Consider the following 24138-nt stretch of genomic DNA (forward strand, 5'->3'; position numbering starts at 1 on the left):
CCTCCCCGGCCGCGCCGAGGAGGTCATTCGCGTGCGGCGATGGCGGTCAGCCCTCGATGTCTCGTGGGTCGCGACTGCGCGGGTAGGTGTTCTTCTCCCCGATCGTGCCGTCCTGCTTCTTGATCACGTGCTCCACGCCACGGTCGGCCGCCATCTCGCGGCCCTCGGCCTGCGCGTCGGCCTTCACCTCGTGCGTGCTGCTGGCCCGCTCGTTGCCCTCCGGGCGGTTCTTCCACTGCCCGTCCTCGTGGTACGTGTCGACGTCACCCTTGGCCATGGCGGCTCTCCTCCCAGCGTATGAACTGTCCACCGGATCAGTGCCCCGGGTCACGCGGAACAAAACCCGGCCCACGCCCTCCTCGGGAGACGGTGGGGCCGCCCGCGGTCACCCGGGGACGCAGTTGTTGCTGGCCCGCTTGATGATCTGTTCGCGATCGTCGGTGGTGATGCCGGACGGCTCCCCGTCGAAGTGGGTCTCGACCTTGTCCCAGCCCCGGCGCTGTTCGTAGTGCAGGTGCGGCGCTCCGGAGTTGCCGGTGCTGCCGAGCCGCCCGATCTGGTCGCCCTGGGCCACCCGCTGGCCAACCCGGACCAGCGGGGGTTCGAGCAGGTGCAGGTACTGCGTCTCCCACGTACCACCGTGGTCGATCTTCACCCAGTAACCGCCGCCGCGACCGCGCGGACCCTCCGGGTTTTCCGGGTTACGCCCTCCCAGCGAGCCGTTGACGCCGGACACGGTGACGGTGCCGGCGGAGGACGCGAGCACGGGCCGTCCCCATGCCTCACCCTCGGTCGGAAACAGGTCGACGTCGTAGTCGTCGTGGCCGGGGTAGGTGCTGAGCTGCCAGGTCTCACCGCACGGGACCGGGAGTTGAAAGAGCGGTCGGGGACCGGGCGACCGCAGCATCGGCACGATGACCAGCGCGACGCCGACGACGGCCATGACCGCGAGGAGTGCAAGGAGTACGCGGGCGGTGCGGCTGCGGACGCGGCGATGGGTGCGGACTCTGGTGGGGTGGCCGGTCGTCACCGCCCCGAGCATGGCAGACGTCGACAAAGCCGCCCGTCCGGGTCGCCGTGGGCGTTGACATTGCAGTCGTATCGCCATCCGGGTACGGTTGATGCAATGCAGTTGCATTGCATGGAGACACGCAAGCACCTGCACGCGTTGTCCGAGGCGACCATCGATTGCGGGGACGACATGACCGACACGAAGGCCCCGACCGGGGCGAAGCTGGGCCCGCTGTTGCGCCGTGCGGCCGAGATGGAGGCGGCGATGTGGCGCAGCCTCTACGTGTGGGTACGCCGCACGCCGCTCCCCCTGGCGCCGGGCGACGAGCCGTTCGGCTACCTCGGTGTGGTCAAGCCGATCCTCGGCATCTTCATCGGCCTGTCGATCGTGGAAATCCCGATCTTCGACCTCGTCGTCGCCAACGTGGTGCCGTGGAGGCCAGCCCGCTGGATCGTGCTCGGCCTCGGCATCTGGGGTCTGCTCTGGATGGTCGGGCTCTTCGCCAGCATGACGATCAACCCACACGTCGTCGGTGACACGGGCCTGCGGGTGCGGTCGGGGTCGGGGATCGACATCTGGATCCCGTGGTCCGACATCGAGGCCCTGCGCAAGCGTCACCGGTCGCTGCCCTCCAGCAGGTCGGTGCAGGTCGAGCAGGAGGGTGACCGTCGGGTGGTGTCCATCTCGGTCGGCAGCCAGACGAGCATCGACGTCCTGCTGCGCCATCCGACGACCTTCGACCTGCGCAAGGCCGGGTCCGAGCCGGTGCATGAGCTGCGGCTGTACGCCGACGATCCCGACGGCCTGCTGCGCAGCGCGCGCGGCGCACCGGTCAGCCGGTAACCGCAGCCCGCCGGCCGGGAACCCGGCCCACCGACTGTGAAACGATCGAGGTCATGCCCAAGAAGGTCGATCACCAGGAGCGACGCACACTCATCGCGGGCGCGCTGATGCGGGTCGCCGCCGACCAGGGTCTGGAGGCCGTCAGCCTCCGTCACGTGGCCGCCGAGGCCGGCGTCTCCGCCGGGCTGGTCCAGCACTACTTCCGCACCAAGGACGAGATGATGGCGTTCGCGTTGACCGTGGTCCGCGAGCGTGGTCAGACCCGGGTCACCGAGGCGTTGGCGCGCCTGGGCGAGGACCCCTCCCCCCGGCTGTTGCTGCGCACGATGATCGCCGCGCTGTTGCCGCTGGACGAGCGGGCTCGCGACGACGGGCGGGTGGCGCTGGCGTTCCTCGCCTACACCGCGGTGCGACCGGCGGCCGCGCCCAGCCTGCGCGAGGACACCGTGCAGCTGACCGGGTTCATCGCGAGCATGCTCCCTGCCCAGGACGCCGACGCCGCCGCCGCCGCGGCCGGCCTGTTGGCGCTCATGGAAGGCCTGGGCGTCTATCTGCTCGGTGGGCAGTACACCGCCGAGCAGGCGTTGGGTGCCCTGGATGCCCAGCTCGACCTGCTGTTCGGCGCGCCGGCCGGCCCCTGAGCCTGGACTGCCGCACGACGACGGCTTCGGGGGCCACTTCCCGGCGTCGGAAAGTGGCCCCCGATCCGCCCCTGACCGCTCAGCGAGGAGCTGCCGCTGCCCGCGCCTTCAGGCGACGCAGCTCGTCGGCGGACATCAGCCAGGTGGAGTTCGTCGCTCCGAGACCGAGGAGCACCTGGTCGAAGGCGTTGCCGTCGTTGTCGTCGGTGTAGCAGAGGCTCACCTCGCCCCAGGGCGAGGCTGCGATGGCCAGCTGGTCCTGCCGACCCGTCGTGGTCTGGCTCAACGCCTGAGCCGCCAACCGGCCGGTGGACGTGCCGTCGGGGTTGAGACCGCGGGCCCAGACGTCCGGATTGGCACCCGACACCGTCCATCCCACCACCGCGTTGTCCTGGTCGTCGATGCCGACGCCGGGTGCGGTGGCTCCGGTGCCGGTCGAGACCTGGACCTCGTCGTGCCGTGGGGTGCCGGCGGCGGTGAACGAACGCGCCCAGACGCCGCGCGTACCCGTGTGGTCGGATTCCCAGCCGACGGTGAAGTCGCCGGCGAAGTTCGCCGCGACCGAGGCGCGCTGCTGCTGTCCGCCGCTCTGCGCGTTGGCCGTCCGCCGTGACAGCACCACCGCGCCGTTGGACCGGGCCAGGCGGGTCAGCCCGATGTTGTACGAACCGTTCGCGTCGGCGTCCTCGTCCCAGACCACCAGTGCCTCGCCGCTGGCGGAGACCGCCACGTCGGGGCGGTGGTGCGCGCCGGTCGTCTGCGAGGCCGTCACCTCGTACGCCTTGGTGGTGGCGGCGGTGAAGCCGGCGGCCTTGACGGTGGCCGGGGCGGTCCCCTGCACGTCCTCCCAGACCACGGTGAAGCCGACCGCGGCGGCGTTGTTGGGCGCGCCGTCCGGGTCCACCGCGACCTTCGGCCAGATCTGCTGACCGGCGTCACTGGCGTTGGCCTGCCCCGAGCCGAGCACCGCGCCGGTGGGCGACACCACCCGGTACTGGATGTTGTAGACGCCGTTGCCGTCGCCGTCGGCGGCCCAGGCCACCACGGCGTTGCCCCGGTCGTCGAGGCCCACGTCCGGGCTGATGTGCCGCCAGGCCGCGCCGCTGGTGCCGCCGGTGGACAGCTTCAGCTCGTACCCGGGGATGCCGTCCCGGAAGAGGCGCAGGAAGACCTCGGTGTGGGTGTCGTCCTCGGGGGCGGTGCTGTCCCGGTCGTCCTCCCACACGACCGCGACCTGTCCGTTGCGGTTCATGGCGATGCCGGGCAGGTCCTGGTCGCCGGTCGCGACGCTGTTGGCGGTGGTCCAGGTGACGGCGTCGGCGGTCATGGCGGTGGGTGCGGCGGCGGTCGTGAGCACGCCCGGGGCCAGCATGGACGCGGCGAGCAGTGCGGTGAACGCGGTCATGGTTGGCACTCCCTCTACCCGGCCTGCAGGCCGGGCTGGCCGTCGAGGATGACGAACGAGCGCAGCGTGGACGCCGCCGCGTCGTGCTCGGTCACCGTGTTGACCGCGCGGAAGTCCGCGCGGACCTGGCTGCGACTGATCGTGGTACGGACGTAGCCACGTCGATCCGAGTAGAACTTCAGGTGCGGGTTGGTCGCCACGTTCGGGATGGTGGTGCTGCCGGTGCCGTTACCGGTCGAGCTGATCGAGGTGCAGACCAGCTCGGTGCCGATGGTCGCCGAGGACGGGTTCGCGTAGTCGGCCTTGAGCTCGTTGGCCCAGCCCCGGTGCACGTCGCCGGTGAGGACCAGCGGGTTGCGCACCCCACGCTGCTGCCAGCCGGTCTGGATCCGACTGCGCGACGCCCGGTAGCCGTCCCAGGCGTCCATGCTCGCCGCCCCGCTCGCGTCGAACTGTCGGGCGAAGAAGACCTGCTGGCCGAGGATGTCCCAGGTGCCGTAGTGCTGTGCCAGACCGTCGAGCAGCCAGGTCTCCTGCGCGGCGCCGGTCAGTGACCGGGAGGCCAGATCCGCGTCGGCGCAGACCTTCCAGCCGTCACCACATGCCTGGTCGTCGCGGAACTGCCGGGTGTCGAGCATGTGGAAGGTGGCGAGCTGCCCCCAGCGGACGCGGCGGTACAGCGGGATGCTGTTGCCGCTCGGCGCGGAGGTCGGCCGCAGCGGCATGTTCTCGTAGTACGCCCGGTAGGCGGCGGTCCGCCGGGCGGTCCACTGCGCGGCGGTCAGCGTCGGGCTGCTGTCGGCGCGGACCATGTTGGCGTAGTTGTTCTCCACCTCGTGGTCGTCCGGCACCACGAGCCAGGGCGCCGCCGCGTGCGCGGCCTGCAGGTCCGGGTCGGACTTGTAGAGCGCGTACCGGCGGCGGTAGTCGGCCAGTGACACGATCTCGGCGCCGACGTGCTGCCGGACCCCGGAGGCGCCGACACCACCCTCGTAGATGTAGTCGCCAAGGTGCAGGATCAGACCCGGGTTCTCCTCGGCCATCCGCCGGTAGGCGGTGTAGTAGCCGTTCTCGTAGTGCGCGCAGGAGGCGAAGGCCATCACCAGGTCGCGGCCGAAGGTGCCCGGCGCGGGTGCGGTCCGCGTCCGTCCGACCGCCGAGATGTGGCCCTGCGCCCGGAACCGGTAGTAGTAGTCGGAGTCGGCGGCGAGCCCACCGGCGATGGCGTGCACCGAGTGCGCGTCGGCGTAGCGGGCGGCCACCGAGCCGGAGGCGACCAGCGAGGTGAACCGGTCGTTGGTCGACACCTGCCACTCGACGGTCACGTCGGCGTTGGCCATCCCGCCCTGCCCGTCGGCGTTGAGCGGTGCGGGTGCCAGCCGGGTCCAGAGGACGACGCTGTCGGGCGCCGGGTCACCGGAGGCCACACCGAGTTTGAAGGGATACGGCACCGCGGCCTGGGCACTCTGCCAGGGTGCTACCGCGGCGCCGGCGGCGGCAAGTCCACCGAGGACGAAGATGCGACGGCTCAGCCTTGTCATGGTCAACACCCTGGGCGGCGCCGATGAACGGCACTGGGTGCGGCGTGGAATCCGACATGACGCGATGCTGTCCGGGCCAAGGCGGTTAGGTGTCCGACCCACCGGCGGTCCCATTCGATCCATGTTCGACGATCCGTTGGTGTGGTCAGGTGAGTGGCGATGGCGATTCCGCGCCGGGCAGCACCAGCTTCGGCGTACCGGAGCCGTCCGCCGGGACGGTCCAGACGTCGGGCTGGCCGTCGCTCTGGCGCAGCGTGTAGGCCAGTGTGCCGGTGCCAAGCCAGGCCGCCTGGTCGTCGACGCTCGCCGTCTCGGCCGTCGCTGTCACCCGCATCGTGGCGAGGTCGAGGACCGACAGCCGCCAGCCCTTGGCCGGATCGGCGTCGACCGCCTCCTTGAAGGCGATCCGGGTGCCGTCGGGCGACAGCGACGGGCACTCGACGTTCTCCTTCAACGTCTCGACGGCACGCCTGGCGACGTCGCCGCGGACGAGATACCGCCTGCCGCCGGTCGACATCGTCGCGTAGAAGAGGTTGTCGTCGGCGGTGAAGGTGACACCCCAGTAGTTGACGTCGGGGTTCCGGTAGGCCCGACCGTCCCGCTTGATCGCGAATTCCTCGAGCGAGGTCACCGTGACGCCGGTGGCGGTGTCGATGATGCCGGTGCGGGTGGAGAAGCCCGCGCTGGTGTAGGAGTCGCCACCGACGAACGTCGTCCAGGAGACCATCCGGCCGGAGGCCGAGACCCGGGCGCGGTTGGGCAACCCGGGCACACTGAGCGTCCGCGTCGGGCGCAGCGCGGCGTCGAGCACGACGACCTGGTACGTCCAGGCGGTGTCCGGTCTCAGGCAGACACCGGTGCCGGCTGCCGCGTACACCCGGAGACACTCCAGGCCGGAAACGGAGCGCGAGCCCGTGGGGTCGGCCGTGGCGACGGACGAGACGTGCCGGTCGGTGATCGCCAGCAGGCGTGGCCCCGGCGTCAGGGTGACCGCCTGGTCCCCGGTCGCCGCGGCGGATACCGGGCTCGGGGCCGGCTCCCTGGTCGTGGCGGCGTAGCCGGCCGCCACGGTCCCCAGCAGCACCGCCGAAGCGGCCACCACGCCCAGCTTCGCTCGGGTCGAGAGCGCGGTCATCGGGGCACCTTCCGGGTGACGAGACGGGACGGGGAGACCAATAGGAGCACCGTGACCACGAGGACGCCGGCGGCGACCGCCGCAGCGGCCCGGACAGCGTGCTCCGGACCCCATGCCTGCCACGCCAGACCGAACAGGACCGAGGAGACGAGGTACGCCAGCGCCTGTCCGGTCTGCACGAGGGCGATGCCGGTGGTCCGCAGCCGCGGCGGCAACACCGGCCCGGCGAGCGCGATGAGCACGCCGTCGGTGGCCGCGTAGAACGCGCCGTACAGCGTCAGCGTCACCGCGAGCAACGGCCAGCCGTGGACCGGGCCGGTCAGCAGCAGGTACGTGGCGCCGAGGGCCACGTACCCGCCCACCACCACCGGGAGGCGGCCGATCCGGTCGGCCAGCACACCCAGCGGGGCGGCCAACACCAGGTAGGCGAGGCTGGTCCCCACGGCGAGCAGCGGGAACCACCGCAGGCCGAGGTCCTCCCGACGTTGCAGCAGCAGGTAGACGAAACCGTCGCCGATCGTGGCGAGCCCGAGCAGCGTGGCGGCCAGCAGCAGACGGCGGACGGCCCGGCTGCGCAGCAGACCGAACGCCTCGTGGACGGAGACCTTCGGATCGTCGGGGCCGACCACCGGCGCACCGGGCGGGCGCTCCCGGACGAAGAGCACCAGCACCACGAGGGCCAGGGCGGCGACGCAGAAGCTGATGACGAAGACCGCGTCGTAGGACTGCCCGACGGCCAGCAGGACCGCGAACGCGGCGAGCGGCCCGAGGAACGCCCCGACGCTGTCCATCGCCCGGTGCACCCCGAAGGCCCGGCCCAGCGATTCCGGTGGTGTGGAGAGCGTGATCAACGCGTCGCGTGGCGCACTGCGCACACCCTTGCCGAGCCGGTCGACGGCGATGACGGCGCCGATCATCGGCACCGAACGGCCGGCGAGCAGCAGGCCGAGTTTGGCGACCGCCGAGAGGGCGTAGCCGACGCCGGCGACCAGCTTGCGCCGCCGGAACCGGTCCGCCACGAAGCCGCCGACGACCCGCAGCAGCGCGGTGGCCCCGGTGTGGACGCCGTCGAGCACGCCGAAGGCCACCGGGCTGAGCTGCAGGCCCAGCACCAGGTACAGCGGCAGGACCGCGGCCACCATCTCGGCGGACACGTCGGTGATCAGGCTGACCGTTCCGAGGGCCACGACGTTGCCACTGACCAGGGCGAGCCGGCGGCCGGTTCGCCCGTGGGTGGGCGGGTCGGTGACCGGTCGGGAGACGGTCGACAGGTACACGAGCATCTCCTCGGGTCGCTGGCTGACGGTCAGCAATCGTGGCGACTGATCGGAGGGAGGAACAAGGGTCCGTCGGGGGCCGGCAGACATGCGGCGGGTGAACGTGCGGCAAACATCGAGAAGTTTAACTGCCTGAGCGTACTGTTCATATGGCCGTGGCCTACGGGCCCATCGACCCTCCTACATTCCTTGCGCTCCCCACCCGCAGAGAAGGGGTCCTGGATGGACATTCGATTTCCCCGGCCGTCGCTGACGATGGGGACGGCCGTTCTGCTGGTCGTCGCCACCGCCACCGTCGTCCTGACCAGCTCGGGCGTGGCCTCGGCGGCGAGCGTGACCTTCACGCCGGTCGCCGACACCTACGTCCAGAACGACACGGCGTCCACCAACTACGGCACGTCGACGCAGGTCGTCGTCGACAACTCCCCGGTCCGGCGGACGTTCCTGCGCTTCACGGTGAGCGGCGTCAGCGGCACGGTCACCAGCGCGAAGCTGCGGCTGCGCACCATCAGCGGCAACAGTGGCAGTGACGCCGGCGGCACGTTCCGGCGGATGTCCAACACGACCTGGTCGGAGACCGGCACGACCTGGAACAACCAGCCGACCATCGACGGGGCCACCCTCGGCACGATCGGCGCGGTCAGCGGCAACACCTGGTACGAGATCGACGTCACGGCCGCGGTCGCCGGAAACGGGACGTACAGCTTCGGTGCGACCTCCGCCAGCGGCGACGGCGCCTACTACGACACGCGCGAGAGCGGCGCCGACGCCCCGCAACTGGTGGTCACGACCGGGACCACGCCGCCGCCCTCCGGGGACCCGGTATTCGTCGGGGTCGGCGACATCGCCAACTCGGGCTCCGGCGACAGCGCCACCGCCACGCTGCTGGACGGGATTCCCGGAACGGTCTTCACCACCGGCGACAACGTCTACGACAACGGCACCGCGGCCGAGTTCGCCAGCTACTACGAGCCCACCTGGGGCCGGCACAAGTCCCGCACCCGACCATCGCCGGGCAACCACGACTACAACACGTCCGGCGCGACGCCCTACTACAGCTACTTCGGCGCCCAGGCCGGCCCGAGCGGGCGTGGCTACTACTCCTACGACCTCGGCAACTGGCACATCGTGTCGCTGAACTCGAACATCAGCATGTCGGTGGGCTCGGCGCAGGAGCAGTGGCTGCGGACGGACCTCGGCGCCAGCAGCAAGCCGTGCACGCTGGCGTACTGGCACCACCCGCTGTTCACGTCCAGCTCCAACCACGCGCCGTCGACGTCGACGCGTCCGCTGTACCAGGCGCTCTACGACAACAACGCCGACGTCGTGGTGTGGGGCCACAACCACGTGTACGAGCGGTTCGGGCCGACGAACCCGGCCGGAGGCGCCGACGCCAGCCGGGGCATACGCAGCTTCGTCGCCGGGATGGGCGGTGCGAGCCACTACACCTTCGGCACCATCCAGCCCAACAGCGAGGCCCGCAACAGCTCGGCGTACGGGGTCCTGAAGTTCACCCTGCACGCCGGCAGCTACGACTGGCAGTTCGTACCAGTAGCCGGCCAGTCCTACAACGACAGCGGCACCGGCACCTGTCACTAACGGCCCAGAACCAGCGTCGGTCTAGGGCGAATCGCCGTGGATGAAGATCATGTCACGATGATTCACCCTAGATCGACGGGTCAGGCGACGGGCGGGGTGGGGGTTAGGGGCGGACTTGGATTTTGCGGCCGGTTCCGGCGGCGAAGCGGTTCAACGCCTCGGGGTAGCTGTCCAGGCTCAGCCGGTCACTGATGAAGACCTCCGGGTCGAGCACGCCCTGCGCGAACAGGTCCGCGGCGCGTTCGAAGCTGTGCAGCACCGCCATCGAGCCGGTGATGGTGATCTCCTGGTTGTAGATCCGGTACGGCTCGATGACCGCTCGGGCCGCGTAGTCGGCGACGCCGAACTGCAGGAAGGTGCCGCCCTTACCGACCCGGGTCAGGCCGTCCTGGATGGCGGCCGCGTTCCCGGTGGCGTCCACCACGAGGTCCCATCCGCGCGGCTCGTCGAGCTCGTCAGCGCCGGCGGCGGTACGGGAGACACCGAGGGTACGGGCGGTGGTGAGGCGCTCGGCATTGAGATCCAGAACGTCGACACTGGCCGCACCGGTGCGCTTGGCCAGCTGGAGCATCATGAGCCCCATCGTGCCCGAGCCGTAGATGAGCACGTGCGCGCCGAGTTGGGAACGCAGCACGTCGTAGCCCCGCACCGCGCAGGACAGCGGTTCGATCAGCGCCGCGTCCTCGGTGCGGACGTGTTCGGGCAGCCGGACGCAGTTGGCGACCGGTGCGACGGCGTACTCGGCGGCACCTCCCGCGACGGTCACCCCGATCGCGGCCCAGCGCTCGCAGAGGTTGCTCCGGCCGAGCCGGCAGTAGTGGCATTCGTGGCAGTAGAGGGAGGGGTCGACGGCGACCCGGTCCCCCACCGCCAACTCGGTGACATCGGCGCCGATCGCCGCCACCTCACCGGCGAACTCGTGGCCGGGCACGACCGGCAGGGTGGGCGCGAACTCACCCTGCAGGATGTGCAGGTCGGTCCCGCAGAGGCCACAGGCGGCGACGCGTACGACAACGTCACGGCGACCCGGGGTGGGATCCTCGACGGTGGTGACCTCGACCTTGCCCGGTGCGGTGATCACTGCGGCTCTCACTTGACGGCTCCCAACGACAGTCCCTGCACGAGTTTGTCCTGCGCGGCGAACCCGGCCGCCAGCACCGGTAGCGAGATGACGGTGGCCGCGGCACACACCTTGGCCAGGAACAGGCCCTGGCTGGTGACGAAGCTGGTGAGGAACACCGGCGCGGTGCCGGCCACCACACCGGTGAGCACCCGGGCGAACAGCATCTCGTTCCAACTGAAGATGAAGCAGATCAGCGCGGTCGCGGCGATCCCGGGCGCGGTGATCGGCAGGATGACCCGCCGCAGGACGGCCGGCAGTCGGGCGCCGTCCAGCTCGGCGGCCTCCAGGATCGCCACCGGCACCTCGGCCAGGAACGAGCGCATCATCCAGACCGCGATCGGCAGGTTCATCGAGGTGTAGAGGATGACCAGCAGCCAGATGTTGTCCAACAGGCCGGCGGTCTGGGCGATCAGGTAGAGCGGCAGCAACGCGGCGACCACCGGCAGCATCTTGGTGGACAGGAAGAAGAAGAGCACGTCGGTCCACTTCTGGACCGGCTTCACGGCGAGGGCGTACGCCGCCGGAATGGCCAGCGCGAGCACGATCAGGGTCGACGCGACGCTGGCCGTGACCGAGTTGAGCAGCGGCGGCCACGGGCTGGCCCCGCTGGAGGCGCCGAAGAACTCCCGGTAACCGTCGAGGGTCAGCGGCGCGGCGAACGCGGGCGGGTTGCTGGCCGCGTCCGACTCGCTGTGCAGCGAGGTCAGCACCATCCAACCGACCGGGACGAAGAACAGCAGGCCGAGCAGCCAGGCGAGCAGGCCGAGCAGCGGACCGCTGCGGCTGCGCGGCGGCCGGACGGCGACAGCAGGGGTGGTCATCGCGTCGTCTCCTCCCGGAACAGGGACAGCACCACCCGCAACGCGAAGGTGGCGATGATGATCGAACCGATCACCACCACCACCCCGGCCGCCGAGGCACGGCCGTAGTCGTGCGCCTGGTAGAAGGTGGTGTAGATGGTGTACGGCAGGTTCGCGGTGCCCAGACCACCCGAGGTGATGGTGAAGACGGCGTCGAAGTTCTGCACGATGTAGATCGAGCCGAGCAGCGCACCCAGCTCGAGATAGCGGCGCAGGTACGGCAGGGTCACGTACCGGAATATCTGCCAGGCCCCGGCACCGTCGACCCGGGCCGCCTCGAGCGCGTCCAGGGGACGGCTCTGCAGGCCGGCCAGCAGGATCAGCATCATGAACGGGGTCCACTGCCAGACCAGCGAGGCGACAACCGCTGGCAGCGGGAAGTTCGAGATCCAGTCCGGCTGTGGCGCGCTGACCCCGAACCAGTTCGCCACCGTCGCGAGCAGGCCGTTGAACAGGCCGTACTCCGGGTTGTAGAGGGCGTGTTTCCAGAGCAGCGCCGCGGCGACCGGCACCACCAGGAACGGGGCGATCATCAGGGTCCGGACGACACCTCGACCGGGGAAGGAGCGATCCAGCAGGAGGGCCAGCCCCAACCCGATCAACAGGCTGATGATCACTACCAGGACGGTGAGCAGGACGGTGGTGACCACCGAGCCACGCAGCACCCGGTCCGAGGCGACCGCCACGTAGTTGTCGAAGCCGGTGAACCGCCGCTCGTCGGGATAGAGCGAGTTCCAGTTCAGGAACGAGATGACCAGTGTCGCCACGAACGGCAGCTGGGTCACCGCGATCGTGAAGATCAGCGCGGGCAGCAGCGGAGCGCGGCGGACCCACCGCTGCCGCTGCCCCCCGACTCGGGGGGAGTTGGTGGTGGGTGCGGTCGCCGACGCGGCCCGTACGTCAACAGCGCTCATCGCTGCCTCCAGTTCTGAGATGGGAGCGCCGGCCCCGCTCGGCGGGACCGGCGCCCACCCGCGTCACTTGCCGCGGTACTTGCTGGCGACCTGCTCTGCCAGTCGTTGGCCGTCGTCCAGCGCCTTCTGCACAGAAGTCCGGCCGGCGATGGCCGAGCTGACGCCCTGCGAGACCTGGGTACCGAGGTCGGTGAACTCCGGTACGCCGACGAACTGGATGCCGGGCGCCGGTCGGGGCTGCACGCCGGGGTTGGCCGGGTCGGCGGTGGTGATCGCCTGCTCGGTCACCTTGTAGAACGCGGCTGCCGCCTGCTGGTACTGCGGGTTCGCGTACAGCGACGCCCGTTTGCCGTCGGGCACCTTGGCCCAGCCGAGCTGGCTGCCGACCAGCTGCTCGTATTCCGAGCTGGACGCCCAGGAGATGAACTTCCAGGCGTTGTCCGCGTTCTTGCTGGCCTTCTGGATGCCCCACGCCCAGGTGTAGAGCCAGCCGGAGCTGGGCGTCTTGTCCACCGGTGCCAGGGCGTAGCCGGCCTTGCCGGCGACCGGCGAGCCGGTGGCCTCGATGGAGCCGGCGGCGGAGGTGGCGTCGTACCACATGGCGACCTTGCCCTGGACGAAGTTGTTCAGGCACTCGGTGAAGCCGGCCTGCGGCGCGCCTGCCTCGCCGTGTTTCTTGACCAGGTCGACGTAGAAGTTGGTGGCCCGCACGAACTCCGGGGCGTTCACCTGGGGCTGCCAGTCCTTGGTGAACCAGGTGCCGCCGAAGGTGTTCACCACCGTCGTCAGCGGCGCGAAGAGCTGACCCCAGCCCGGCTGACCGCGCAGGCAGATGCCTTTCATGCCGGGCTGCGCGCCGTCGGCCTTGGCCGCCAGGTCGGCGACCTGTTGCCAGGTCGGCTTCTCCGGCATGGTCAGGCCCTTGGCGGCGAAGACATCCTTGCGGTACATGAGGAAGGAGGACTCGCCGTAGAACGGCTCCGCGTACAGCTTGCCGTCGGCCGCGGTCAGCGACGTGGTCATCGGCTTCAGGATGTCCGCCTGGTTGAACGCGCTGTCCTTGCCGACGTAGTCGTCCAACGGTGTCAACCAGCGGTTCTTGGCGTAGAACGGCACCTCGAAGTTGCTGATGGTGGCGACGTCGTACTGGCCGGCCTGGCTGGAGAACTCCTGACTGATCTTGTCCCGGACGTCGTTCTCCGGCAGCACCGTGTAGTTGACCGTGATGCCGGTCTTCTTGGTGAAGTTGTCCGCGGTCAGCTTCTGGATATCCAGCATCTGCGGGTTGTTGACCATGAGTACGTTGATCGTCTTTGCGCCGCCGGCACCACCACCTCCGCCACCGGCGCCGCTACAGCCGGCGGTTGCCAGGACGGTGGACGTGGCCGCCAGGACGGCGACGGCGACTATTCGGGCACGATGCGGCACAACGAACCTCCAGGATGGCGATCGGGTGAGATGGCGGTGATGCGTGCGGGGGTCAGACTCGGATGACCTGCGGCCCCAACACGGAGTACCGGTGCGCCTCGGCGGTACCGAGGTGGGCGTCGGTGACGATGGTTTCCAGATCGGCGATGTCGGCGAAGCGGCAGAAGCTGCTCGCACCGAACTTGGTGTGCAGACCGACGAAGACACTGCGCCGGGCGGCCTGCATGGCCCGGGACTTGACGTGGGCGACGGCGGGGTCCGGCGTGGTCAGGCCGTGGTCGCGGGTGATTCCGTTCGCGCCCACGAAGGCCAGATCGATGACGAAGCCGGCCAGCATGTCGCCAGCCCAGTGGTCCACGGTGGCCAGTGTCCGTCCGCGGACCCTGCCACCGAGCAGCAGCACGGTCACCGCCGGAACGGTGGCCAGGCCGGCGGCGGTGATCAGCGACGCGGTGATCACGGTCAGTCGCCGGTCCCGGGGTAGCGCCTCGGCGATCAGTTGAGGTGTGAAGCCCTCGTCGATGAACACCGTTTCCGCGTCCTGGAGCAGACCGACCGCGGCCGCGGCGATCCGGCGTTTGTCCTGCACCCGCCGGGTCGTACGCACTGCCAGGCTGCTCTCGAAGCCCGCGCTCTCCACCGGGTAGGCCCCGCCGTGCGTACGCCGGACGAGCCCGTGCTCCTCGAGAACCCGCAGGTCCCGACGGATCGTCTCGGGAGCTGCGGCCAGTTCGACGGCGAGCTTGGCGACCAGCACCTGACCCTCGGCGCGGACCAGTTCCAGGATCCGGTGCCGCCGCTGCTGAGCCTGCATTCCGCACCTCCTCGACTGGCCTCGTTGCGTCTGCGTCCTGTCTAGCACCGACACATCGATGTGGCGAGGTTCACAGCTGTCGCACCGATGCCCGGCATGTGCCCGGTTCAATCGCCCGTCACAGCGTTACGACCTGACATCTGGTGATTCGGCGCCGGGGTGCGGTGACCGGATCGGCCCGATCGTCGGCCCGATTCGTGACCGATCTTGGGGGAACCACCTCCCGGCATGCCCGGTGTCATCGCTGACGGCACACCGGCGAGCGGAGGAAGAAGTCGATGGCGGCGGCCACGGCGGCAGCGCGCACCGGTGGACAGGCCCAGTACGGCCGCGCGGCCAGCGCAGTGAGGGCGAACAGCTCAGAAGCGTGACGCAACGGGCGCCCGGCTACGCACAACCTGCGCTCGGCTCACGACCGGTTGAGGTCCACCGGCGACGCCAGGGTCAGCGGGCCGCGCCGGCGCGGCGCTTGTTGTAGACGTCGAAGGCCACCGCGACGAGCAGGACGAGCCCCTTCACCACCGACTGCGCCGACTGGTCGACGCCCATCAGCTGCATGCCGTTACTCATCACCGCCATGATCAGACCGCCGACCATCGCGCCCACCACGGTCCCCACCCCGCCGGTGACCGCCGCACCACCGATGAAGGCCGCGGCGATGGCGTCCAGCTCGAACATGTTGCCGGCGCCGGGCTGCGCGCCGTTGGACCGCGAAGAGTAGATGACGCCGGCCACGGCCGCCAGGAAGCCCATGTTGACGAACATCCAGAAGTTGACGGTACGGACCTTCACTCCGGACAGTGCCGCCGCCGAGAGGTTGCCACCGATCGCGTACACCTGGCGGCCGAACACGGTACGCCGGGTGAGCAGCCCGTAGACCAGGACGAGGACCGCCAGGATGATCAGCACGATCGGGAGGCCGCGGGCGTGCGCCAACTGCCAGGCGAAGTACATGATGACTGCCCCGACCACGGCGACCCGGGCGACGAACAGCGGGAACGATTCGACTGGCTGCTGGTAGCGGATGCGTGCGACCCGGGTGCGGAAGACGCTCACGCCGTACCCGGCCACGGCGATGGCACCGATGAGCAGCGTGAACGCGTCGAAGCCCTGCCCGCCGAGCAGCCCGTTGAGGAATCCCGCGGCGACGCGCTGGTATTCGGCCGGGAACGGCGACAGCGAGATGTTGTCGAGCACGCGCAGGGTGAGACCTCGGAACAGCAGCATGCCGGCCAGGGTCACGATGAAGGCGGGGATGCCGGCGTACGCCACCCAGAACCCGTGCCAGGCGCCGACCGCGACGCCGACGGCCAGCGCGGCCAGGACGCCGACCCACCACGGGTAGCCCTGCCGGATCACCAGAACGGCCGAGACCGCTCCGGTCAGCGCGACCACCGATCCCACCGACAGGTCGATGTGACCGCCGATGATCAGAATGACCATGCCGATCGCGAGCACCAGGATGTACGAGTACTGAAGGACGATGTTGGTGATGTTCCCGGGGCTCAGCGACACCCCGTCGGTGAGGATCGCGAAGAGCGCCACGATGACGACCAGCGCGACGTAGATCCCGCTCTGGCGCAGGTTGTTCAGCACCAGGGCCCGCAGGTCGCTCGTCCCGGTGTGCAGGGCGGCGGCCGGCGCGCTGTCCGAGGGTGTCGGGCGCTGCGTCGAGGGGGTCTTGATGCTGGTCATCGGACGAGCTCCTTGTCCATGGTCATCAGCTCCATGAGGTTCTCCTGGGTCGCCTCACCCACCGGCTTCTCGCCGGTGATCCGCCCGGCCGCGAGGGTGTAGATGCGGTCGCACATCCCGAGCAGCTCCGGCAGCTCGGAGGAGATGATGATCACCGCTTTGCCGTCCGCCACCAGCCGATTGATGATCGTGTAGATCTCGTACTTGGCACCGACGTCGATCCCGCGCGTCGGTTCGTCCAGGATCAGCACGTCCGGGTCGGTGAAGAGCCACTTCGACAGCACGACCTTCTGCTGGTTGCCCCCGGAGAGCTTGCCGACCGTCGCCATCACACTGGGGGCCTTGATGTTCAGTTCCCGTCTGCTCGCCTCGGCGACCTTGATCTCCTCGTTGCCGTCGACCCAGCCCAGGCGGGACAACCGGTCCAGGGCGGCGGCGGAGACGTTGCGACGGACGTCGTCGATGAGGTTCAGGCCGTACCGCTTGCGGTCCTCGGTGACGTAGGCGATGCCGATGCCGATCGCCTCCGCGACGGTACGGGCGGTGACCTCCCGTCCGTGCACGAACAGCCGGCCGCTGATGTCGCGGCCGTACGACCGGCCGAACACGCTCATCGCCAGCTCGGTACGCCCGGCTCCCATCAGCCCCGCGATACCGACGACCTCGCCGGCCCGCACCGACAGGCCGACGCCCTCGGCGACCGTCCGGTCCTGGATCGGGTGTCGCACCGTCCAGTCCTCGAGCCGGAGCACCTCGTTCCCGGGGGATGACACCCGGTCGGGATAGAAGCTGTCCAGGTCGCGCCCGACCATGCCGCGGATGATCCGTTGCTGGGTCACGCCGTCGGCCCGCATGTCGAGCGTCTCCACCGCGCGCCCGTCGCGGATGACGGTCGTCGAGTCGGCGATCGCGGTGATCTCGCTCAGCTTGTGGGAGATCATGATGCAGGTGATCCCCCGCTCTCTGAGCTGGCGCAGGAGGCTGAGCAGGTGAGCCGAGTCGACGTCGTTGAGGGCGGCGGTCGGTTCGTCCAGGATGAGCAGGCGCACCTTCTTCGACAGCGCCTTGGCGATCTCCACGAGCTGCTGCTTGCCCACCCCGAGCTGGATGACCGGCGTGACCGGGTTCTCGTGCAGTCCGACGGACGCCAGCAGCTCCGCGGCCTCGGCGTTGGCCCGGTTCCAGTCGATGAGCCCGCCGCGGCCGCGGCGTTCGTTGCCGAGGAAGAGGTTCTCGGCGATCGACAGGTACGGCACCAGCGCGAGTTCCTGGTGGATGATGACGATGCCGTTGGCCTCGCTGTCCCGGATGCCTCGGAACTGCATCGGCGCACCGTCGAAGAGGATCTCACCGTCGTACGAGCCGGTGGGGTGGACACCGGACAACACCTTCATGAGGGTCGACTTGCCGGCGCCGTTCTCGCCACAGATCGCGTGGATCTCTCCCCGGCGGACGGCGAGGGTGACGTCCTGCAGCGCGGTCACCCCGGGGAATGTCTTCGTGATGCGTCGCATCTCGAGGATGGTGTCGTCCATGGTCAGTGTCCTCATCCTCTGCTCCGGACGCGAAGGGGCCGTGCGGCCGGGCTCTGCGGTGCGCGCCGAGCCCGGCCGGCCGGCTCAGCCCTTGGCCTGGCCGGAGGCTACCTCTTCCGCTGTCCAGTAGCCCGAGTCGATCAGCGTCGTCTTGATGTCGTCCTTGTAGACGGTCGCGATCGGCAGCAGGTACGACGGGACGACCTTGGTGCCGTTGTCGTACGTCTTCGTGTCGTTGGCCTGCGGCTCCTTCTTCTGCAGGAACGCCTCGGCGGCGTTCACGGCCTGCTCGGCCAGCAGACGGGTGTCCTTGAAGACGGTGGAACTCTGCACCCCGTCGTTGATCAGCTTGATCGAGGCGATCTCCGCGTCCTGGCCGGTCACCACCGGCATCTTCTTCTTGCCCGCGCCACCGTAGCCGGCGTTCTGCAGGGCAGTGATGATGCCGCGGGAGATGCCGTCGTACGGCGAGAGAACCCCGTTGACCGGCGCGCCGTCGTTGTAGCTGGAGGTGAGCAGGTCCTCCATCCGCTTCTGCGCGGTCTCCTGCTGCCACCGCAGGATGGCCACCTGCTCCTTGGTGGTCTGGCGGGACTTCACCTTCAACGTGCCCGCGTCGAGGAACGGCTTGAGGGTGTCCATCGCGCCGCCGAAGAAGTACTGGGTGTTGTTGTCGTCCAGCGAGCCGGCGAACAGTTCCACGTTGAACGGACCGGTCGCGGTGCCCTTCGAGCCGTCCTTGTTCTGCAGGCCGAGGCCGACCAGCAGTGCGGTGGCCTGGGCAACACCGACCTTGTAGTTGTCGAAGCTGACGTAGAAGTCGACGTTCTTGCTGCCGCGGATCAACCGGTCGTACGAGATGACCGGGATCTTCGCGTCGGCGGCGGCCTGCAGTTGGCCGGTGAGTGCCGTGCCGTCGATCGCCGCGATGATCAGGACGTCGGCGCCCTGGGTGATCATCTGATCGACCTGCTGCGACTGGGTGGGGATGTCGTCACCCGCGTACTGGAGTTCGACCTTGTAGCCCTTGCTCTCCAGCTTCTCCTTGACCGCCTTGCCGTCGGCGATCCACCGCTCCGACGTCTGGGTCGGCATCGACACACCGATGGTCAGGTCACCGGGCTTCTTCGCGCTGGTGTCGCCGCCGCTGCCGGCACCTCCACCACTGCAGGCCGTCAGGCTCACCGCCAGCGCCGTGGCGCCGAGAGCGGCCAGGAATTTCCTGCCCATAGGCTTTTCCTCTCTGGACTCCCCCGTCGACCGCCGGGGCCAGCTGTCACCTTTCGGGTAGTGTTAGCGCTCACAACTGGTACGTCAACACGTACCCCGCAATACCGATGTCACGGTCTCGTAACGGAGGCCGCAGGGAACGGAGGACTCGCGCTCCACCTCGGACCGCCGCCAGCGGTCACACTCGACCTCGGCCGCATGGTGGCCGGAGCGGAGTCGTCAACGGGGTGGTGCGGCGGCAACGCTGTCGCGGGAGACCAGTGTCGGGGCGATCGTCTGCCGCAGCGCCCCGCCGGTGCCCGTCTCGATCTGGCTCAGCAACATGCGGAGGCTGGCCCGCGCCACCGCGTCGAAGTCCGGCCGGACGGTGGTCAGCGGGGGGATGAAGTACGCGGCTTCGGGAACGTCGTCGAAACCGACCACGCTGATCTCCTCCGGCACCCGACGACCCATCTCGTGCAGGGCCCGCAGCACGCCGAGCGCGAGATGATCGTTGGCAGTGAAGATCGCGGTGACCTCCGGCATTCGCGCCAGAAGTTGTCCCGCCCGGTATCCCGATGCCGCGGACCAGTCGCCCGGTAGCAGCGGCGGCGGGTCCACTCCGGCGGCCAGCAGCGCCTCCCGCCAGCCCTGGATCCGACCGGCGCTGTCGAACCAGTCGGACGGCCCCGACACGTGCCAGACACTGCGGTGCCCGGCATCCAGGAGGTGCTGGGTCGCCGCCCGCGCACCGGCCACCTGGTCGACCGTCACCAGCGGCACCGGCCGGCGCGGGTCACCGTCGACCGTGACCAGCGGGACATCCTTGGGAAGCCGTTCCAGCGCCTCACCGGCCGACTCGACCGGCGCGATGACGACGATCCCGGCGACCCGGTGCGACAGGTGCCGCTCCACCGCCGCCGAAATCGAACGGTGGTCCAGGTTCCGCACGCTGCCCACACTGACCGCGAAGCCTCCCTCCGCGGCGGTCTGCTCGAGCGCGGCGAGCAACGACGCCGGGCCGTACAGCGTCGTGTTCTGCGCGACCACCCCGATGACCTGCGATCGGCCGGTCACCAACGTCCGCGCCGCGCCGTTGGGCCGGTAACCGAGCTCGGCAATCGCGGCCCGCACCCGCAACCGGGTCTGCTCGCGAACGTTGGGGTGCCCGTTGAGCACCCGCGAGACCGTCTGATGGGAGACCCCGGCCAGACGGGCGACGTCCGTCATCGCCGGGCCGTGTACGGCCATGTCACTCCCCCCGCCCACGTCACCGACATCGCGTCCCGTCGACGGAACGCGAACCGACACGATGCCCGCACGCCACCACGTCGCCGACGGATCCCCGGTGACCAGCGCCGAATCGCCGACAGTCTACGCCCGCGCTCCTCGGGATCCGGACGAGGCCGAGCGGGCGCGACGCCGGATTCCCGTCGCTCACGAGAGGCAACGGTCACCGGTAGCGGATACCGATGAGGCGCTGGAGAAGGATGAAGGCGAAGAGCAGACCCCCGATCACTATCTTGGTCCACCAGGAGTTGAGGCTCCCGTCGAAGGTGATGAGGGTCTGGATCACGCCGAGGACCAGGACACCGAGCACCGTGCCAAAGACGTATCCCGCGCCCCCGGTGAGCACGGTTCCCCCGATGACCACCGCGGCGATGACGTCCAGTTCCATGCCGACGCCGATCAGTGGCGCACCGGAGAGGGTGTAGAAGGACAACAGGATCCCGCCGATCGCGGAGCACAGGCCACTGATCGTGTAGACGGCGATTCGCGTACGGGCCACCGGCAGACCCATCAGCAGCGCCGACTGCGGGTTACCGCCGATGGCGTACACGTTGCGTCCCAGCCGCGTGTACGCCAGCGTGTAGGCGGCGACCGCGACCACGACGAAGGCGATGAGCACGCTGATCGAGACGAAGTTGCCGCGGGGATCGCCGACCCTGTCCTGCGACATCCTGGTCCAGAACCCGTCGGTGATCGGGATGGACGACCCGGAGATGAACGTGCACATACCCCGGGCGAAGAACATGCCCGCGAGCGTGACGATGAACGGCTGGATCTCGAAGAAGTGGATGGCACAGCCCATCAACAGACCGAGCGTCGGGCCGATGAGCAGCGCGATGACGAGGACCACCGCCGCCGGCACGCCGTGGCTCAACAGCGAGGCCGACACCATCGCCGTCATGGCGACCACGGAGCCGACCGAGAGGTCGATGCCGCCGGTGAGGATCACGAAGGTCATCCCGACCGCGACGACCAGCAGGAACCCGTTGTCGATGAAGACGTTGAAGATGACCTGCACGTTGGAGAACGCCTGGTACTGGGACACACCGATGCCGTACATGACCAGGAGCAGGACGAGAGTGGCCAGGACCGGTACCTGCCGCCTCGGCAGCCGGACCCGGGTGCGGCCGCCGGTGAGCGTTCCGGTCGTCATGCCGGCACCTGCACCTTCGGCGGGTCCGTCCGGGTGGCGGCACGCGGCGGCGGCGCACCGCCGCGGCGGCGGCGCAGCCGGGCGCGGAAGGCCGGCGCCTGGATGAGGCAGACAGCGATGACGACGACCGCCTTGAACAGCAGGGACGTCTGCGGTGAGATGTTCATGGCGTACACCGTGGTGGTCAGGGTCTGGATGATCAGCGCGCCGAGGATGGTGCCGCTGAGGTAGAACCGGCCGCCCGCCAGGGACGTTCCACCGATGACGACAGCGAGGATGGCGTCGAGCTCCACCCACAGGCCGGCGGCGTTGCCGTCGGCACTGGAGACGTTGGCGGTCAACATGAACCCGGCGACCGCGGCGCAACCGGCACTGAGCACGTACGCGAGGAGGACGACCCGCGCGGAGCGGATGCCGGCCAGTCGGCTGGCCTCGGCGTTACCGCCCACCGACTCGATGATCATGCCGAGCGCGGTGCGGCGGGTGAACGCGGCGACGAGCAGTGCCGCAGCCAGCGCGATGAAGATGGCCAGCGGCAGGGTCAACAGATGGCCCAGACCGATCGACCGGTACGGACCGGAGTTGATGGTGATGATCTGACCCTCGGTGATCAGCTGTGCGAGCCCGCGGCCGGCCACCATCAGGATCAGGGTGGCGATGATCGGTTGGATGCCGATCACGGCCACCAGTACCCCGTTCCAGGCGCCGAGCACGAGCGCGACCCCGAAGGCCGTCGCGATGGCGGTCGCCACCACGGGGAGACTGTTCTGGTCGGGCTGCTGGCTGATGTACAGGCAGGCGGTCGCTCCACTGATCGCGCAGACCGAACCGACCGAGAGGTCGATACCGCCGGTCGCGATGACGACGGTCATGCCCAGCGCGACGAGGATCAGGGGCGCGCTCAGCCGCAGGATGTCGATCGGCGTGCCGTACAGGTGCCCGGCCTTGACCTCGATGGAGAGGAACCCGGGCCGGTAGACCGTGTTCGCGGCGAGCATGACGACGAGCACGGCGGCGGGCCAGAACAACCGGTGACCGATCATCGCCCGAGCGCGGTCCAGGTACTCGTTCATCGGTCTGGCTCCTCCCGGTGGGACCCACTGGCGATGGTCTGCATGACGCGGTCGGCGTCGAGGTCGTCGTCGTTGGCGAGCTGCGCGACCAACCGCCGCTCGCGCATGACCGCCACCCGGTGGCTGAGCCGCAGCACCTCCTCCAGCTCGGCGGAGATGAACAGCACGGCCGTGCCGCCGTCGGACAACTGCGCCACGATCTTCTGGATCTCGGTCTTCGCGCCGATGTCGATGCCCCGGGTGGGTTCGTCGAGGATCAGCAGCCGCGGTTCGGTGATCAGCCACCGAGCCAGGAGCACCTTCTGCTGGTTGCCGCCGGAGAGGTTGCGCACCGGCACCTCCGGGTCGGCCGGTCGGATGCCCAGCGCGGAGACGTACTTCTCGACCAACTCGTCCTGGCGGCGGCGCGGAACCTGCCGAAGCCAGCCGCGCGCGGCCTGCATGGCGAGGATCATGTTCTCGCGGATCGACAGGTCGCCGACGATGCCTTCCGTCCGGCGGTTCTCGGAGCAGAAGCCGAAGCCGTGGTCGATGGCCTTGGCGGGGGTGCGCAGGGTGGTCGGTTCTCCGTCGACCGTGATCTGTCCGCCGTCGGACCGGTCGGCCCCGAACAACAGTCTCGCGACCTCGGTGCGGCCGGAGCCCAGCAGACCGGCCAGACCGACCACCTCACCGGCGTGAATGGTGAGGTTGAATGGCTCGACCGCTCCCGCCCGGCCGACGTTGGAGGCCTCCACGAGGGCAGCCCCTTCCGTACGGACGGCCACGTCCCGGTGGGAGTGCTTGTCGATTCCCTCGAGCACGTCGAGTTCCTTGCCGATCATCTTCTCCACCAGGGCGAGCTGAGGCAGCTCGGCGGTCTTGTACTCACCGACGAGTCCGCCGTTACGGAGCACGGTGATGCGGTCGGCGACTCCGTAGACCTGGTCGAGAAAGTGGGTGACGAACAGGATGGCGATGCCCTCGTCGCGCAGGTTGCGCATGATCCGGAACAACTGCGCGACCTCGACCGCATCGAGGCTGGAGGTCGGCTCGTCGAGGATCAGCACCCGGGCCTGGATGTCGATGGCGCGGGCGATGGCCACCATCTGTTGGATGGCGAGCGAGTACGTCGCGAGCGGCGCGCTGACGTCGAGGTCGAGGTCGAGGCGGGCCAGGAGCGCACGGGCACGCCGACGAACCTCACGCCAGCGGACGGCGCCGAGCCGGCGAGGTTCCCGCCCGATAAAGATGTTCTCCGCCACCGAGAGATTGGTGCAGAGATTGACCTCCTGGTAGACGGTGCTCACCCCGGCGGCGGTGGCCTGCATCGGCCCGCTGAAGGACACCGGTACGCCGCTGAGGGTGATCACGCCGTCGTCGGTGCCGTAGACACCGGTCAGCACCTTGATGAGGGTCGACTTGCCGGCGCCGTTCTCGCCCATGAGGGCGTGCACCTCACCGGGGAAGAGCCGGAAGTCGACGTCGTGGAGTGCACGCACCCCGGGAAACGCCTTGCTGATCCCGGCCATCGTGAGGACCGGGCGGCTGTCCGTCATCCGATCGGACCTCCTCGGGTTGTCTACGGGGATCGACTGCGGCGCTCGTTCCA

At 69.3% G+C, this 24138-nt stretch carries 21 protein-coding genes; 3 read left to right on the forward strand and 18 right to left on the reverse strand.

Annotated elements, in window-relative coordinates; all coding sequences use genetic code 11:
* Window positions 1–46: 46 nt before the first annotated feature.
* Complete coding sequence (locus ACLJN9_RS15860; RefSeq protein WP_410812104.1) at window positions 47–277, reverse strand: DUF2188 domain-containing protein; 231 nt, start codon at window positions 275–277, stop codon at window positions 47–49.
* Between the two features lie 108 nt (window positions 278–385).
* Complete coding sequence (locus ACLJN9_RS15865; protein WP_410812468.1) at window positions 386–1042, reverse strand: M23 family metallopeptidase; 657 nt, start codon at window positions 1040–1042, stop codon at window positions 386–388.
* A 99-nt stretch (window positions 1043–1141) separates the two neighbouring features.
* Here ACLJN9_RS15865 and ACLJN9_RS15870 point away from each other — a divergent pair, with 99 nt between their 5' ends.
* The gene (locus tag ACLJN9_RS15870) at window positions 1142–1855 is read left to right on the forward strand and encodes a hypothetical protein (protein WP_410812105.1); all 714 of its coding nucleotides are present in this window, start codon (window positions 1142–1144) and stop codon (window positions 1853–1855) included.
* A 53-nt stretch (window positions 1856–1908) separates the two neighbouring features.
* Window positions 1909–2496: a TetR/AcrR family transcriptional regulator gene (locus ACLJN9_RS15875; RefSeq protein ID WP_410812107.1), complete on the forward strand. Its 588-nt coding sequence runs from the start codon at window positions 1909–1911 to the stop codon at window positions 2494–2496.
* 79 nt (window positions 2497–2575) lie between these two features.
* On the opposite strand, the gene ACLJN9_RS15880 is transcribed toward ACLJN9_RS15875, so the two are convergent.
* The 4 genes from ACLJN9_RS15880 to ACLJN9_RS15895 all read right to left on the reverse strand — a co-directional run bounded on the left by ACLJN9_RS15880 (window position 2576) and on the right by ACLJN9_RS15895 (window position 7854).
* A complete protein-coding gene (locus ACLJN9_RS15880; RefSeq protein WP_410812108.1) occupies window positions 2576–3901 on the reverse strand; it encodes a hypothetical protein in 1326 nt (441 codons plus the stop codon).
* A 14-nt stretch (window positions 3902–3915) separates the two neighbouring features.
* Window positions 3916–5442 carry an alkaline phosphatase D family protein gene (locus tag ACLJN9_RS15885; protein WP_410812109.1) on the reverse strand — a complete coding sequence of 509 codons (1527 nt, stop codon included), beginning with the start codon at window positions 5440–5442 and terminating at the stop codon, window positions 3916–3918.
* Between the two features lie 145 nt (window positions 5443–5587).
* Window positions 5588–6577 carry a TolB family protein gene (locus ACLJN9_RS15890; protein WP_410812110.1) on the reverse strand — a complete coding sequence of 330 codons (990 nt, stop codon included), beginning with the start codon at window positions 6575–6577 and terminating at the stop codon, window positions 5588–5590.
* Window positions 6574–7854 carry an MFS transporter gene (locus ACLJN9_RS15895; protein WP_410812111.1) on the reverse strand — a complete coding sequence of 427 codons (1281 nt, stop codon included), beginning with the start codon at window positions 7852–7854 and terminating at the stop codon, window positions 6574–6576. The genes ACLJN9_RS15890 and ACLJN9_RS15895 overlap by 4 nt, the downstream gene beginning before the upstream one ends.
* A 222-nt stretch (window positions 7855–8076) precedes the next feature.
* On the opposite strand from ACLJN9_RS15895, the gene ACLJN9_RS15900 reads away from it, so the two are divergent.
* A complete protein-coding gene (locus ACLJN9_RS15900; protein ID WP_410812113.1) occupies window positions 8077–9453 on the forward strand; it encodes a DNRLRE domain-containing protein in 1377 nt (458 codons plus the stop codon).
* A 103-nt stretch (window positions 9454–9556) separates the two neighbouring features.
* Here the strand turns inward: ACLJN9_RS15900 and ACLJN9_RS15905 are convergent, their stop codons facing one another.
* The 12 genes from ACLJN9_RS15905 to ACLJN9_RS15960 all read right to left on the reverse strand — a co-directional run bounded on the left by ACLJN9_RS15905 (window position 9557) and on the right by ACLJN9_RS15960 (window position 24085).
* On the reverse strand, window positions 9557–10546 hold the full coding sequence (locus ACLJN9_RS15905; RefSeq protein ID WP_410812114.1) for a zinc-dependent alcohol dehydrogenase family protein: 990 nt from the start codon (window positions 10544–10546) through the stop codon (window positions 9557–9559).
* Window positions 10543–11397: a carbohydrate ABC transporter permease gene (locus ACLJN9_RS15910; RefSeq protein WP_410812115.1), complete on the reverse strand. Its 855-nt coding sequence runs from the start codon at window positions 11395–11397 to the stop codon at window positions 10543–10545. The genes ACLJN9_RS15905 and ACLJN9_RS15910 overlap by 4 nt, the downstream gene beginning before the upstream one ends.
* Window positions 11394–12350, reverse strand: a complete 957-nt coding sequence (locus ACLJN9_RS15915; protein ID WP_410812116.1) for a carbohydrate ABC transporter permease — start codon at window positions 12348–12350, stop codon at window positions 11394–11396. Before ACLJN9_RS15915 ends, ACLJN9_RS15910 begins: the two co-directional genes overlap by 4 nt.
* A gap of 63 nt (window positions 12351–12413) precedes the next feature.
* Complete coding sequence (locus ACLJN9_RS15920) at window positions 12414–13778, reverse strand: ABC transporter substrate-binding protein (protein WP_410812117.1); 1365 nt, start codon at window positions 13776–13778, stop codon at window positions 12414–12416.
* Between the two features lie 52 nt (window positions 13779–13830).
* Complete coding sequence (locus tag ACLJN9_RS15925) at window positions 13831–14592, reverse strand: DeoR/GlpR family DNA-binding transcription regulator (RefSeq protein ID WP_410812118.1); 762 nt, start codon at window positions 14590–14592, stop codon at window positions 13831–13833.
* Window positions 14593–15036: 444 nt separating this feature from the next.
* The gene (mmsB, locus tag ACLJN9_RS15930) at window positions 15037–16287 is read right to left on the reverse strand and encodes a multiple monosaccharide ABC transporter permease (RefSeq protein WP_410812119.1); all 1251 of its coding nucleotides are present in this window, start codon (window positions 16285–16287) and stop codon (window positions 15037–15039) included.
* Window positions 16284–17822 carry a multiple monosaccharide ABC transporter ATP-binding protein gene (mmsA, locus tag ACLJN9_RS15935; RefSeq protein WP_410812469.1) on the reverse strand — a complete coding sequence of 513 codons (1539 nt, stop codon included), beginning with the start codon at window positions 17820–17822 and terminating at the stop codon, window positions 16284–16286. Before mmsA ends, mmsB begins: the two co-directional genes overlap by 4 nt.
* An 84-nt stretch (window positions 17823–17906) precedes the next feature.
* Window positions 17907–19052, reverse strand: coding sequence for a multiple monosaccharide ABC transporter substrate-binding protein (gene chvE / locus ACLJN9_RS15940; protein ID WP_410812120.1), 1146 nt, complete (start codon window positions 19050–19052; stop codon window positions 17907–17909).
* Window positions 19053–19271: 219 nt separating this feature from the next.
* Window positions 19272–20282, reverse strand: a complete 1011-nt coding sequence (locus ACLJN9_RS15945; protein ID WP_410812121.1) for a LacI family DNA-binding transcriptional regulator — start codon at window positions 20280–20282, stop codon at window positions 19272–19274.
* 202 nt (window positions 20283–20484) lie between these two features.
* A complete protein-coding gene (gene yjfF, locus ACLJN9_RS15950; protein ID WP_410812122.1) occupies window positions 20485–21474 on the reverse strand; it encodes a galactofuranose ABC transporter, permease protein YjfF in 990 nt (329 codons plus the stop codon).
* Window positions 21471–22547, reverse strand: coding sequence for an ABC transporter permease (locus ACLJN9_RS15955; protein WP_410812123.1), 1077 nt, complete (start codon window positions 22545–22547; stop codon window positions 21471–21473). The genes yjfF and ACLJN9_RS15955 overlap by 4 nt, the downstream gene beginning before the upstream one ends.
* Window positions 22544–24085: a sugar ABC transporter ATP-binding protein gene (locus ACLJN9_RS15960; protein ID WP_410812124.1), complete on the reverse strand. Its 1542-nt coding sequence runs from the start codon at window positions 24083–24085 to the stop codon at window positions 22544–22546. The genes ACLJN9_RS15955 and ACLJN9_RS15960 overlap by 4 nt, the downstream gene beginning before the upstream one ends.
* Window positions 24086–24138: the final 53 nt, after the last annotated feature.

The organism is Micromonospora sp. 067-2 (genome assembly GCF_046549295.1).
Taxonomy (GTDB): Bacteria; Actinomycetota; Actinomycetes; order Mycobacteriales; family Micromonosporaceae; genus Micromonospora.